The 11,724-nt window shown below is 67.5% G+C and carries 13 protein-coding genes; 9 read left to right on the top strand and 4 right to left on the bottom strand.

Going from position 1 to position 11,724, the window contains the following annotated elements:
• Positions 1-79: 79 nt before the first annotated feature.
• Positions 80-238, top strand: coding sequence for a hypothetical protein (locus AB0M48_RS21800; RefSeq protein WP_363844815.1), 159 nt, complete (start codon positions 80-82; stop codon positions 236-238).
• A 428-nt stretch (positions 239-666) separates the two neighbouring features.
• On the top strand, positions 667-2,778 hold the full coding sequence (gene glgX / locus AB0M48_RS21795; RefSeq protein WP_363844812.1) for a glycogen debranching protein GlgX: 2,112 nt from the start codon (positions 667-669) through the stop codon (positions 2,776-2,778).
• Positions 2,779-3,365: 587 nt separating this feature from the next.
• On the opposite strand, the gene AB0M48_RS21790 is transcribed toward glgX, so the two are convergent.
• Together AB0M48_RS21790 and AB0M48_RS21785 are read right to left on the bottom strand one after the other, a co-directional pair.
• Positions 3,366-4,496, bottom strand: a complete 1,131-nt coding sequence (locus tag AB0M48_RS21790; protein WP_363844809.1) for a glycosyltransferase — start codon at positions 4,494-4,496, stop codon at positions 3,366-3,368.
• Positions 4,496-5,266 carry a GAF and ANTAR domain-containing protein gene (locus tag AB0M48_RS21785; RefSeq protein ID WP_363844806.1) on the bottom strand — a complete coding sequence of 257 codons (771 nt, stop codon included), beginning with the start codon at positions 5,264-5,266 and terminating at the stop codon, positions 4,496-4,498. Before AB0M48_RS21785 ends, AB0M48_RS21790 begins: the two co-directional genes overlap by 1 nt.
• Before the next feature lie 614 nt (positions 5,267-5,880).
• Between AB0M48_RS21785 and AB0M48_RS21780 the strand changes: the two genes are divergently transcribed.
• Together AB0M48_RS21780 and AB0M48_RS21775 are read left to right on the top strand one after the other, a co-directional pair.
• Complete coding sequence (locus AB0M48_RS21780; RefSeq protein WP_363844803.1) at positions 5,881-6,237, top strand: DUF6292 family protein; 357 nt, start codon at positions 5,881-5,883, stop codon at positions 6,235-6,237.
• 65 nt (positions 6,238-6,302) lie between these two features.
• Positions 6,303-6,803, top strand: coding sequence for a DUF1360 domain-containing protein (locus tag AB0M48_RS21775; protein ID WP_363844800.1), 501 nt, complete (start codon positions 6,303-6,305; stop codon positions 6,801-6,803).
• Here AB0M48_RS21775 and AB0M48_RS21770 read toward each other — a convergent pair whose 3' ends face one another.
• Positions 6,804-6,980, bottom strand: coding sequence for a hypothetical protein (locus AB0M48_RS21770; RefSeq protein ID WP_363844797.1), 177 nt, complete (start codon positions 6,978-6,980; stop codon positions 6,804-6,806).
• Between the two features lie 59 nt (positions 6,981-7,039).
• Between AB0M48_RS21770 and AB0M48_RS21765 the strand changes: the two genes are divergently transcribed.
• From AB0M48_RS21765 to AB0M48_RS21750, 4 genes are all read left to right on the top strand, one after another.
• Positions 7,040-7,480 carry an ANTAR domain-containing protein gene (locus AB0M48_RS21765; protein ID WP_363844794.1) on the top strand — a complete coding sequence of 147 codons (441 nt, stop codon included), beginning with the start codon at positions 7,040-7,042 and terminating at the stop codon, positions 7,478-7,480.
• Between the two features lie 88 nt (positions 7,481-7,568).
• Entirely contained in the window at positions 7,569-8,300 is a 732-nt protein-coding gene (locus AB0M48_RS21760) for a GAF and ANTAR domain-containing protein (protein ID WP_363844792.1), read from the top strand.
• Positions 8,301-8,322: 22 nt separating this feature from the next.
• The gene (locus AB0M48_RS21755) at positions 8,323-9,111 is read left to right on the top strand and encodes a GAF and ANTAR domain-containing protein (RefSeq protein WP_363844789.1); all 789 of its coding nucleotides are present in this window, start codon (positions 8,323-8,325) and stop codon (positions 9,109-9,111) included.
• Positions 9,112-10,394: 1,283 nt separating this feature from the next.
• Positions 10,395-10,778 carry an STAS domain-containing protein gene (locus tag AB0M48_RS21750; RefSeq protein WP_363844786.1) on the top strand — a complete coding sequence of 128 codons (384 nt, stop codon included), beginning with the start codon at positions 10,395-10,397 and terminating at the stop codon, positions 10,776-10,778.
• A gap of 50 nt (positions 10,779-10,828) precedes the next feature.
• Here AB0M48_RS21750 and AB0M48_RS21745 read toward each other — a convergent pair whose 3' ends face one another.
• Positions 10,829-11,122, bottom strand: a complete 294-nt coding sequence (locus tag AB0M48_RS21745) for a hypothetical protein (RefSeq protein ID WP_363844783.1) — start codon at positions 11,120-11,122, stop codon at positions 10,829-10,831.
• A 101-nt stretch (positions 11,123-11,223) separates the two neighbouring features.
• Between AB0M48_RS21745 and AB0M48_RS21740 the strand changes: the two genes are divergently transcribed.
• Positions 11,224-11,367, top strand: coding sequence for a hypothetical protein (locus AB0M48_RS21740; protein WP_363844780.1), 144 nt, complete (start codon positions 11,224-11,226; stop codon positions 11,365-11,367).
• Positions 11,368-11,724: the final 357 nt, after the last annotated feature.

The raw sequence follows: 11,724 nt of genomic DNA, 5'->3' as shown, positions 1-11,724 counted from the left end.
AACTTCCGCGGGCCGGCTTCGAAGCGTCGGCGCCGGGTATGCCGCACGCACGAAGGACACGTCCGGGAAGGAGTGTGCAGTGACTGAACCGAGCGAGAACGAGCAGACGGAACGTGGCGCCGCTGAGGAGGCGAGCGGGGCGCCCCTGACCGAGACCGAGGTCGAGGTGTCGAAGCGGCCACCGAGCGATCCGCCGGAGAACGACGGCATCGGCTTGGGTGCCGCGGACGTCGAGTGACCGGCTGCCCGGCCCGACGGCCGATGACCGGAGTCGGGCCGGGCAGGTCCGGGTGAAAGCCGGCAGTGTCGGTGAGGGTGAGCGTCAACCGGTCGTCGTTGATCCGCCGCACTGTCGGATCGAGCGTCGCGGACGCGGGTGCGTTGCCTGCGACAGGTGAACACTGCGAGCTTGCGGCGCAACCGTTATCGGCGCCTCCAGGCGGAGACGCGGATCGGCATCCCGGTAGCCCCAGATGGGCGGGACGGACCAAGATCCGGCTCCGGTGCACGGGAATGAGAGCAGCGGCCATCCCCACTCGGGACGCCGCGAGCGACGAGGCGCTGCCAGGCGAGTGGCAGGAGCGAAGGACGATCGCGCCAGCTGAAGGGCGTTGAGCCTCACATCTGTCTCCGGTTGAACCCGGCGCTGGTGGGCATACCTCGCCCGTGAAAGCCTGGCCTGGAACGTCCTATCCGCTCGGCGCCACCTATGACGGCGTCGGCACCAATTTCGCTCTGTTCTCGGAGGTCGCCGACCGCGTCGAGCTGTGCCTGTTCGACGACGACGGCACCGAGACGCGGGTTCACCTCTCCGAGGTGAGCGGTTTCGTCCACCACGGTTACCTGCATGGTGTCGGTCCCGGTCAGCGGTACGGATACCGCGTACACGGGCCGTACGCCCCGGAGCGCGGCATGCGCTGCAACCCCAACAAGCTGTTGATCGACCCGTACGCCAAGGCGATCAGCGACGGTCTGCGGTGGGACGAGTCGTTGTTCGGCTACCGGTTCGGTTCGCCGGACGAGCGCAACGACGCGGACTCGGCGGAGTTCGTGCCGAAGTCCGTGGTGGTGAGCCCGTTCTTCGACTGGGCGGACGACAGGTTGCCGAAGACTCCCTACCACGAGAGCGTCATTTACGAGGCCCACGTCCGCGGCCTCACGATCACCCATCCGGAGATTCCGCCGCCCCTGCGGGGCACCTACGCGGGCCTCGCGCACCCGGTGATGATCGACCACCTGACCCGGCTGGGGGTCACGGCGGTCGAGTTGATGCCGGTGCACCAGTTCATCAGCGACCACACCCTGGTCGAGAAGGGGCTCAGCAACTACTGGGGTTACAACACCATCGGGTTCTTCGCCCCGCACGACGCCTACGCCTCGCAGGCCGGTTCCGGCAACCAGGTGCAGGAGTTCAAGGGCATGGTCAGGGCCCTGCACGACGCGGGCATCGAGGTCATTCTCGACGTGGTCTACAACCACACGGCGGAGGGCAACCACCTCGGGCCGACGCTGTCGATGCGCGGTATCGACAACGTGTCGTACTACCGGCTGGAAGACGACGACCCGCAGTACTACACGGACTACACGGGTACCGGCAACTCGCTGAACGTGCGCTCGCCGCACACGCTGCAGCTGATCATGGACTCGCTGCGCTACTGGGTGACCGAGATGCACGTCGACGGTTTCCGGTTCGACCTCGCGGCGACGCTGGCGCGCGAGTTCTACGACGTGGACAGGCTGGCGACGTTCTTCGAGGTCGTGCAGCAGGACCCGGTGGTGTCGCAGGTCAAGCTGATCGCCGAGCCGTGGGACGTCGGGCCCGGTGGCTACCAGGTCGGCAACTTCCCTCCACTGTGGACGGAGTGGAACGGCAAGTACCGCGACACCGTGCGCGACTTCTGGCGCGGTGAGCCCGCGACGCTCGGCGAGTTCGCTTCTCGCTTCACAGGCTCCTCGGACCTCTACCAGAACGACGGGCGCCGGCCGTACGCGTCGATCAACTTCGTGACGGCGCACGACGGCTTCACGCTGAACGACCTGGTGTCGTACAACGAGAAGCACAACGAGGCCAACGGCGAGGACAACCAGGACGGCGAGAGCCACAACCGGTCCTGGAACTGCGGTGCCGAAGGCCCGTCCGACGACCCCGGGGTGCTCGAACTGCGGACACGGCAACGGCGCAACCTGATCGCGACCCTGCTGCTGTCGCAGGGCGTGCCGATGATCCTGCACGGCGATGAGTTCGGGCGCACGCAGAACGGCAACAACAACGCCTACTGCCAGGACAACGAGGTCTCCTGGGTCGACTGGTCGTTGCTGGCCGGCAACGCCGAACTCGTCGACTTCACCTCCGCGGTGACCGCGTTCCGCAAGGCGCACCCGGTGTTCCGGCGCAAGCGCTTCTTCGTCGGCAGGCCGATTCGCAAGGGTGAGGAGCTGCGCGACATCGCGTGGTTCGCGCCGTCCGGCGAAGAGATGACCGAGCAGAACTGGGAGGACGACTTCGGCAGGTGCATCGTCGTCTTCCTCAACGGTGAAGGCATCCCCGACCTCGACTCGCGGGGCATGCAGGTGGTCGACGACTCCTTCTTGATCGCTTTCAACTCGCACTTCGAAGACATCGAGGTGACGCTGCCCGACGTCGAGTACAGTCCGGAGTGGACGGTCGTGGTCGACACCGCCACCGGCGAGGTCGGCGAGAGCGAGAAGCCGACAGCGGCGGCTGAGCAGCTGACCCTGCCGGCGCGATCGCTGGTCGTTCTGCAACGCGTGAGCTGACACCGCTCGAACGCAAGCCCTGTCGCGCATCACCTCGCAGATGTGCGGCAGGGCGGTTCGGCTGGCGGAGAACACGTGACTTGATAGAACGTTTGTCCTCTCAGAAGAGTGGTATCCAGGCCCTGACCTCGGGATCTGTTCAGCAGGTGTCGGGTCGTCACCTCGGTGGAACGGTCGAGCAGCGTGCCGCCCCCGGTTCGAACCAGAGACTGGTGCGTCAGCGCGCCAGGCGGCTTGACAACGTCCACACGAGACCCACTGCCAGTGCTGGCCCGAACCGAAAGGGTGGGACCAACGGACGCGATCCCTCTGTGAGCAAACACAGAGCGGCGCCACCGTTGGTGTGCTGGCGTGGCGAACTGACGACCATGCGCAGCTTCGAGGCGTGTTCGGTCGCAAGACCGACCGGTGGTTGCAACGCACCACCGCCGCGTTGTTGATCGGACTTGGCTGGGCGCAGACTCGTGCGGCGGCGGACGGGCAGTGGTCGCATTCCCAAGGCGTATCTCATCGACGCCGCGATGGGGGCGGCCTGGCTGCTGGCGTGGTCGCGGACGGCCGCCCCCGCGCGACGATGACGTTTCACGTCACGCGCGGACGAGCTGCGCGCGTTGGTAGACCAGAACTACGTCGGCCGCGATGCGATCCCAGCTGTACCGCGCTCGGACACGGTCGGCGCCTGCGATGCCGAAGGCTTCCCGCCTGGCCGGATTCGCGACCAGTTCGCGCAGGACGAGTGCTAGTGCGGGGGCGTCGCCTGGCGGTACCAGCTGGCCGGTGATCTTGTCGACCACTACGTCCGCGAGCGCTCCCACAGCTGAGGCGACGACCGGTAGAGCGCACGCCATTGCTTCGAGCGCAACGATTCCAGTTGAGTCCTGTCGCGGTGCGGTTACCACGAGGTCGGCCGAGCGCAGCAGCCCGGTCACGTCGGACCGGGTTGAGGCTCCTGTCACCGACACCCGGTCCTGCACGCCGAGTTCCACGGCGAGCTGTCGCAGCCGCTTCGCCTCGTGGCCGGTCCTCAGGTCGGGCGTTTCGACAGGTGCGGCGATCACCAGCACGGCGTCGCGCACGCCGGCGATGGCAGTGATGACGGTGTCGAATCCGTGGCCCGGCAGCAGCTCGCCGACGCCGAGCACGTTCACCCGGTCGGTGCGCTGCTCGGTGCTCCCGGCCGTCTCCTCGCCCTTGAGGTCCACGCCGACGGGCACCACCGTGATCTGGGAGCGAGGCACGCCCATGTGACACAGACCGGTCACCTGACCGCTGCTGGTCGTCATGAGGTGCGCGGCGTGCCGGCAGATCAGCCGCTCGACCCGCTCCTGTTCGGGGTTCGGTTCGTGGTGGGTGTGCACCACTGGGACCTTGGGTTCGCGTGCTGCCAGCAATGCGGCGAGGCCGGCCATGGACCCGACCGAGTGCACGATGTCCGGAGCTCGCTCATCCCACTCGCGCTTCAGAAACCGGGCCAGGTCGTCGGTGAAGGACCACGCGTCGTCTGCGGTCATCGGGCGGGCGGGCCCGAGAGGTACGTGCACGACCTCGTAGCCGTCCTGAGTGCGCTCACGTGCTGGGAGGTCGGCCGCGTCCTTGCGGGTGTAGACCACAACTTCATGCCGGTGCCGGACCAACGCTCGCGCAAGCCCGCCGACTCCGGCCCCGTAGGGCGTCGCGCCGGTGTGGCCGGTGGCTATCAACGCGATCCGCATGCCCATCAGGCGCCTTCCCGGGAAAGAACCTGCAGCGGGCCGGAGCGGTTGATCAGGTCCTCGATGAACCGCTCGGCCAGCGCGTGCAGCTTGATGTTCTCGCGCTGTGACCGCTCGACCAGCAACTGGAAGGCTTCGTCGGCGGTGATGCCGTGCACGGCGATGAGGACGCCTTTGGCCTGGTCGATCACGGCACGCGTGGTCAGCGCGGCGCGCAGCTGTTCGGCGAGTTTGAACGCTTGCAGGTACATGCTGTGGCTGCGCAGGCTCGTTTCCACGGCGGTGCTGTAGAGCGCCAGCAGCGGAGCATCCAGTTCCAGAAAGCCATGTCCCTGCCTGGAGTAACCGTTGATGGCGCCCGAGTGTTCGCTGTCCAGGGTCAGCGGTGCGGACAGGAAGCTGCCCATTCCAGCGGCACGGGACTCCATGCCGAAGGCGGGCCAGCGATCCTCTGCCTCGTCGATCGTTGCCCGCACGAGCTGGCGCGTCTTGGCGGCATCCAAGCACGGACCGGCACGGTCGCGGTACTGGACACCGTCCAGCCGGGTGACGAGCTCGCTCGTGCTCGCGGCGGTGAACGGCGTGCCGTCATCGAGCAGTGTCACGGTCGCCTCGTCGAGACCATGCACCGCACGCACGACTTGCTCACAGACCGAGGCCATCAGCCTCCGCAGGTCGTCCTCACGACTGAGCGCTTCGGAAAGGCGTCCCAGTGCGGTTGTCACCTCGTCCAGCACGAGGGGCAACAACGGGTTCACCTGGTCGCGGGTTGTCATGCTCGTGTCTCCTCGCCGGCTGACGAGAGCCCCGAGACGAGCAGCACGGCGGGAGCGACCCCACCGGCTCGATGCTGAACCGGATTATCGTGCGACGTCCGGCGTACCCGTCCATCACCAACCACATCCGGGGCGAGTGCCGCTTTTCGGCGCAGGAAGACCGCAGATCCTTCGAGGGTAGCGCGCCGCGACGGTTGCTGCTCGACGTGCCGAGGGTGTGTGCGTTGGCCGTGGCGGCAGGGAGGTCGGGCGTATCTGCACGTCCGTCACCGGAAAGCGGTCAGTCCGTGTGGTACGGACGCAGGGTCTGCTGCTGCCGCGGGAGACGACCGCACTGCGTTGAACCTGGTCACCTCGCTCGAACGTGAGGTGCGGTCGACCGGTTCGGTGGTGCAGCGAGATCGAGTCCTGTTTGGGCACCGGCGGCTCGTATCCGCGGTCTTGCAGTCACGCTCATGTCGACGAGGACGAGACAGATCCCATCGCACACCTGGCGGACCTGCGAGCCGATCCGGGTGCCACAACCGGATGATTGGGCGAAGCGGGCGGAGGTATCCCTCTCCCACGTCAAGCAGTCGGCGTGTCACATCCGACTAGCGAAGGCGGCGCTCGTGATGGAACTCGACTTCGACGACACCTGGACACGCGGTGTGCGCCGTCATGTCCGGCTGGTCGCCCGCGCGCTGGGCTTGAGCCCGCAGTGCTGCTGTGTCCAAGGGGAACGACCATCGAACGCCTATGTGGCGTTGGACGGACGATTGCCGGACTTCCCGGGCCGGGAGGTGGCATTGCTCTGGGATGAGCGGCACGGGTGGTCGCTGGCGATCGAGACGCACAGCGGTGAAGACCTCATCGTGGTCGAACAGCACGGTGACGAGCTGCGTCCCGAGCCGTCGTCGGTGGCCCGGTGGGCGAGGAGCGCGCTGCGCGGGGACGGGTCAGCACCGGTTCCCAACCGCGTGGGCGCCTGAGTTCCGCCATGGCGAACCCACCGGCATCGCGGTTTGACGGCCGCAGCGGCGGCAACACCTTGCCCATGTCGATCGTCGAGTCCTTCACCCGCATGCAGACCGCCTACGCCGGGGATGAACGTCGCCCGCTGCTCGGATACCTGGCGTCGCTGTGCTCCTACGGTGCGCTGGTCGGCATCGCCACGGCCGTCGGCCGGCACAAGGGAACACAGCTTCCCGAGCGGTTCACCGCCGGCGACACCGTCCTGCTGGCCTTGGCCACCCACAAGGCCAGCAGGCTGGCCACCAAGTCATCGATCACCAGCGTCCTGCGCGCTCCGTTCACCCGTTACGAGCAGTCGGCGGGCGAGGCCGAGGTCAACGAGACCGTCCGCGGTCACGGTGTGCGCCATGCCGTCGGCGAGCTCGTCACCTGTCCGTTCTGCTCGGGTGTGTGGATCGCCGGCGCACTCACGGCCGGTCTGGTGCTCGCGCCGAGGGCGACCCGGCTGATCGCGACCGCTCTGTCGGCGGTCGCCGCGTCGGATTGGTTGCACCTCGGCTACGACGCGGCCAAAGGACAATGATCACTGCTTGATCATCGGCGGGATGGCGGCGCTGTGTGCCGCCATAGCCGTCGTAGTGCACCGGAACGGAGCGGTGAGCCGATCAATTCGAGCGGTCGACGCCTTGCTGGCCGTGAGCAGCACGCTCAGCACCGTCGTTGCGGTCTGCAGCGCGGCGATCGCGGGATCGGTGCGCACGGGAGGATCGGCCCTGTCGCCCCACGAGGTCGGGCATCTGCGCCTACCTCGCCGTGCCGATGCTGGCGACGGTCGCCGACGGCGACAGGCTGCTCGGGTCGCTCAACGTCTACAGCCACCGCGCGTGCCTTCGACCTGTTCGACGAGAGCGTCATGCGGCCGTTCACCACTGGCGCCTCCGCCGCGATCACCAACGCCCAGTTGTGGCAGGTCACCCGCACGCGGGTGACCCACCTGGAAACCGCCGTGTACTCCCGGTCGAGATCGATCAGGCCAAGGGCATGCTGATGGCCGTTCACGGCTGCAGCGCCGGTGAGGCTTTCGTGATGCCAGCCCAGCGCTCGCAAAGCCGCTGCGACTCCGCACACTGCTACCGGGACCCGCGATGCTGGCAGCCGCCCGCGCTCCCGCACAGCACCTTCCGGGCCGAACGGACTGGACACCAGGCCCTTCACGAGTCGCTCACCTCTGGTTCCCAGGCTCCCGAGCCGTCGAGGTAGTCGGGCCTTGCACGGCCTGTACGGCCGTTGGCAGGTCGCGGACAGGTTAGGGTCGATCGAGCGGTGCGAGTCGAGCGCGGAGGGTGTCGTGGATCAGGACCGGCGTGCTCGGCTCCGGGAGCTGCTGATCGCCGATCGCGACGGTGAATCGGCCTCCACTGTGGCGTTGGTCTGCGGGCGGTGCGTGAAGGAACTGTCGATCACCGGCGCCGGCGCCACCGTGCTCAGCCACCTCGGCATCGGTAGCGGCAGCGCGGACCATCCGAGTCGGGGCCTGGTGCATGCGACGAATCCGACGAGCGCCGGGCTGGAAGACCTGCAACTCACCGTCGGTGAGGGACCGTGCCTGGACGCGTTCGCCTCCGGTGGTCCGGTGCTGGTGCCCGATCTGGCCGCCGAAGGTGCGCGGTGGCCCGCGTTCACCCCTGGCGCGTTGGCGCTGGGGGCCGCGGCGGTGTTCTCGTTCCCGCTGCAGGTCGGTGTGGCGCGGTTGGGGTCGTTGGACCTCTACCGCGGTTCACCCGGTTCGCTGTCGCGCAGCGAGATGAGCGACGCGCTGATCCTCACCGACATGGCCACTCACGGCATCTCCGACGAGCTCGCCGGGCACCACACCGCGGACATGAGCTGGCTGCTCGACCCACATGTCGAGGTGTACCAGGCGGCGGGCATGGCGCAGGTGCAACTTGAGACAACCACCGAGACTGCGTTGCTGCGATTGCGCGGGTATGCCTTCGCCCACGACCTGCCGCTGGCCGAGGTCGCCCGGCGGGTCGTCACGCGCAGACTGCGGTTCACGCAGGAGGAGGATTGGTCATGACGCGGGTGGAAAGGTCGTCACGATGAGCACCGGGCGGGACCAGCGGTTGGCCGAGGTGTTCCTGTCGCTTGCCGACACGCTGGTCGCGGACTTCGACGTCCTCGACTTCCTCAGCATGCTCGCCGAGCGGTCGGTGGAGCTGCTGCGGGTCGACGCCGCCGGGGTGATCCTCTCTGACCAGCGCGGCGGATGGAGGCCCGCAGCCGGGTCTTCTGAACACGCCTACCTGGTGGAGGTGTTCGCCGCGCAAACGCGCGAAGGGCCGTGCCTGGACTGCGTGCACACCGGTGCCGTGGTCTCCAGCGGTGATCTGGCCACCGCGACCGACCGATGGCCGCTGTTCGCGCCTGCGGCGGTGCAGGCGGGATTCCGTGCGGCGACCGCGGTGCCGATGCGGCTGCGTAACGAGGTCATCGGGGCGTTGACGTTGCTTCGGGCCCAGCCGGCGGCCATCGACGATGCCAGTGTCGCGCTCGGACAGACCTTGGCCGACATGGCCACCATCGGCATTCTGCAGCAGCGCTCAGTGCGCCGCGAGGAGATCATCTACGAGCAGTTGCAGTCCGCCTTGCACCACCGCACTGTCCTCGAGCAGGCCAAGGGGGTACTGGTCGAGGCAGGAGGCCTGGACGTGCATCAGGCCTACACACGGCTACGCGACCATGCTCGCGCCCATCGCCTCCGGCTCTCCGACGTCGCCCGCGACGTCGCCACCGGCGCGCTGGACACGGCCGCGGTGCTGACCCGCCCCGCTGCGGCCGATGTCGCCCCCGGGTCCGCCGACACACTGGCGGACACGTCTGATCACTAGTTCCACGTGCGCAACGCTGTCAGCGACAAGACCGACGACCGTGAACTGTTCGCCGCCCTTGCAGCGTTCCGGATGCGTTGGACACCCAACATTCGCAGACCAGCTTCGGACGAACCAATCGGCCGCGGCCGGAGACACCTTGCGAACCCCAGGACAGCGCTCAACGAGAAGCTGAAGCGTTCCTGGAATGCGATTTGTCTTGTCGTTCAGCGCTACGCCCGCGATGTCGGGAACAATGGGCGTGATCTTCCGGTCGTCGGAGTACGCCCCGACGCGCAGGCCGCCGGCTCGGTAGGCGGTGCCGTCGTCATCAGCTCGCGGTCATGCGCAGACAGCTCGGCGATCAGCGCCCACGACCGCGGTCTGAGGACAGGCGTTGCTCGCAGTCTTGCTCGTGCCCTTGGATCGGGCGGGGTTGCGCCGCCTCCGGCTCTGGTCAGCCCGGACACGGTGCTGACTACGTCTGGCAACCGAGAACCCGTCGTGGGGTGTCGACGCATTCACGGCGAACTCGCGTTCTTGGGCGTGGCGATCGCCGCCTCCACGGTGTGGGAGATCCTGAAGGCTGCTGGCGTCGATCCGTCCCCGCGTCGGACAACCGTTAGGTGGAAAGACTTCTGCGTTCGCAGGCTGCACCCCACTCATGCCTGGGCCAGCCAGGCCGTCCGCATCCTGCTCATGGACCTCGAGGACACCGGATACCTCGCGCGGATCAGATTCCTCATCCGTGACCGCGACGCCAAACACCCGCCTTGGCTGACAAGATCCTCAGCTCCGCGGGGATCACCACAGTGCCGACCGGCGTCCGGATGCCCCCGCGGGTTGTTCGCACGGAGGGCGGCCTGTCCAGCACTCGACCCCCCTCTCAGGGCAAGGAAGAACACGACGAGGCGCCGACAGGAACTACGGACCGAAGAACGCGAAGGACCCGGTTTGCGCACGGAGACGACCGCGCGGCTAACCGGACCGCAGCTCGGGACGATCGCGACGTCCTTGCGGAAAGACCGTTCGGGACCGGGAGGGACAACGCTCCTGCACGACGTGTTCGGCGTAGCCACCAAGGGCCTGGGCCGTCACACCAGCGCAACGCCGACGACCGGCGTGGCTCATCGGCAGAACAGGTGAACGTCGGTTGATGGCCCCCGGATGCTGCTCCTACCGTGCAAGACGGCCATCCCCACAACTCGTGCACTTTCCTGCGGCGTACGGGGTGGGCGTCGGTACCGACTGGCACGCGTAGGAAGAAGCGCACGATGAGTGCTCAATACAGCGACGACTCAGGCATGGTGTTCGTCGAGGTATCTCTTGTCGGTGGGCTGCCGGTCATCGTCGTGGTCGGCGAGGTGGCCCAGCGGGGAGAGGGCGAGGACGTCGTCCGGACTGCGATCTCCGCACAGATCGCGCAGCGTCCACCCGCGGTCGTCATCGACCTGCGGCAAGCCACGTTCATGGGTTCTGCTGGATTGCGGATGCTCGTCCGAAGCCATGCCGACGCCGAGCAGGCGGGCACGCGACTGGCGATCGTCGCTGACCAGTGCGCCGCGCTCTGCCCGCTCGCGGTGACCCGTGTCGACGGGGTCCTTCACGTGCACCGCAATGTGTTCGAGGCAATCGCCGCCGCGCAGCTGGGAAGTCGGCCCATGGCGTGGCCTGAAGATGATGCGTAGGGCTTCTGCAGAGGTCGGCGTAGCGTTCGGCCCTCGTAGGCCAGGTGCGATCAGATCGACGGCGCGGGCGTATTGCCGCCGGGCGGCGGCATCGGCCGGGTCCACTCCGTGCGGTGTTCCAGGTTGGTGACGGCGACGTTGCCCGCCCCTGTCATCTTGGCCGTGCCAGGTTCGATGACAGTGCCGCGCTCGGCGGCGGGGAGCTTGAACCAGCCCGAGCAGCCGTTGACGCAGGGGTGGTTCATCTCCGTCAACACGAGCGAGCCATCTGGGCCGGGCACGGGTTGCTGCCAGGTCATCGCGCCCGTGCCGTCGCACAGGTCGCAGGGATGTACGCGGTCCATACTGGCCAGCCTCCACCAGTGTTGCGCGAGAACCGAGCGCCATCACCGCAACGGGTGAAGATCTGATCGGTTACCGCCCGCCAGATGCGGACGAATCCCCTATGGGCGGTGACGCTGGGTATTTCGTGATCTACACCGACATCGCGTGCGCGTGGTCGACGGTGGCGATCGTGAGGTTGTTGCGAGCCAGGGACGAGCTGGGCTTGACCGGCCAAGTGCGTGAACTTCGGTGGCTGTTCCTGTAGAGCAACGATGTAGAAGCGTGGATAGCGCGGCGAACCAGAGTCGGTCTGCAGCTCGTAGCGACTCCGGCAGGCGTCCACGTGAACAGCTCGATCTTGCAGTCCGGATGCTCGGCCTCGAGCCGTGTGGCCACTGCGTTGCGTGCGTCGGTGGCGTGGACGTCGCCTTCGGGTGATGCGCTGACAACGTTCGCGATGATGTGGCTGGTGCCCCTACGCCAAGACGCACGTTTCGCTGCGCCCGCAGGGCGGGTGGGTGGTCGAGGCGTCACCGCGGCGGCTGCCTGGCACGGCGTTGCGGTACTCCGCTTCGAGCCGATCGCACCACCAACTGTCGACCTGTTCCGCGTCATCCCGGCC

This window comes from Lentzea sp. NPDC051208 (assembly GCF_040682435.1).
Taxonomy (GTDB): domain Bacteria; phylum Actinomycetota; class Actinomycetes; order Mycobacteriales; family Pseudonocardiaceae; genus Lentzea; species Lentzea kristufekii.
This window is presented reverse-complemented; position numbering and strand designations above follow the sequence as displayed.

Coding starts and splice junctions, on each gene's coding strand:
- AB0M48_RS21790 (WP_363844809.1), bottom strand. CDS start 4,496: ATGGGCATGCGGATCGCGTTGATAGCCACCGGCCACACCGGCGCGACG.
- AB0M48_RS21785 (WP_363844806.1), bottom strand. CDS start 5,266: ATGACAACCCGCGACCAGGTGAACCCGTTGTTGCCCCTCGTGCTGGAC.
- AB0M48_RS21780 (WP_363844803.1), top strand. CDS start 5,881: ATGGAACTCGACTTCGACGACACCTGGACACGCGGTGTGCGCCGTCAT.
- AB0M48_RS21775 (WP_363844800.1), top strand. CDS start 6,303: ATGTCGATCGTCGAGTCCTTCACCCGCATGCAGACCGCCTACGCCGGG.
- AB0M48_RS21765 (WP_363844794.1), top strand. CDS start 7,040: ATGCTGGCGACGGTCGCCGACGGCGACAGGCTGCTCGGGTCGCTCAAC.
- AB0M48_RS21755 (WP_363844789.1), top strand. CDS start 8,323: ATGAGCACCGGGCGGGACCAGCGGTTGGCCGAGGTGTTCCTGTCGCTT.
- AB0M48_RS21750 (WP_363844786.1), top strand. CDS start 10,395: ATGGTGTTCGTCGAGGTATCTCTTGTCGGTGGGCTGCCGGTCATCGTC.
- AB0M48_RS21745 (WP_363844783.1), bottom strand. CDS start 11,122: ATGGACCGCGTACATCCCTGCGACCTGTGCGACGGCACGGGCGCGATG.
- AB0M48_RS21740 (WP_363844780.1), top strand. CDS start 11,224: ATGGGCGGTGACGCTGGGTATTTCGTGATCTACACCGACATCGCGTGC.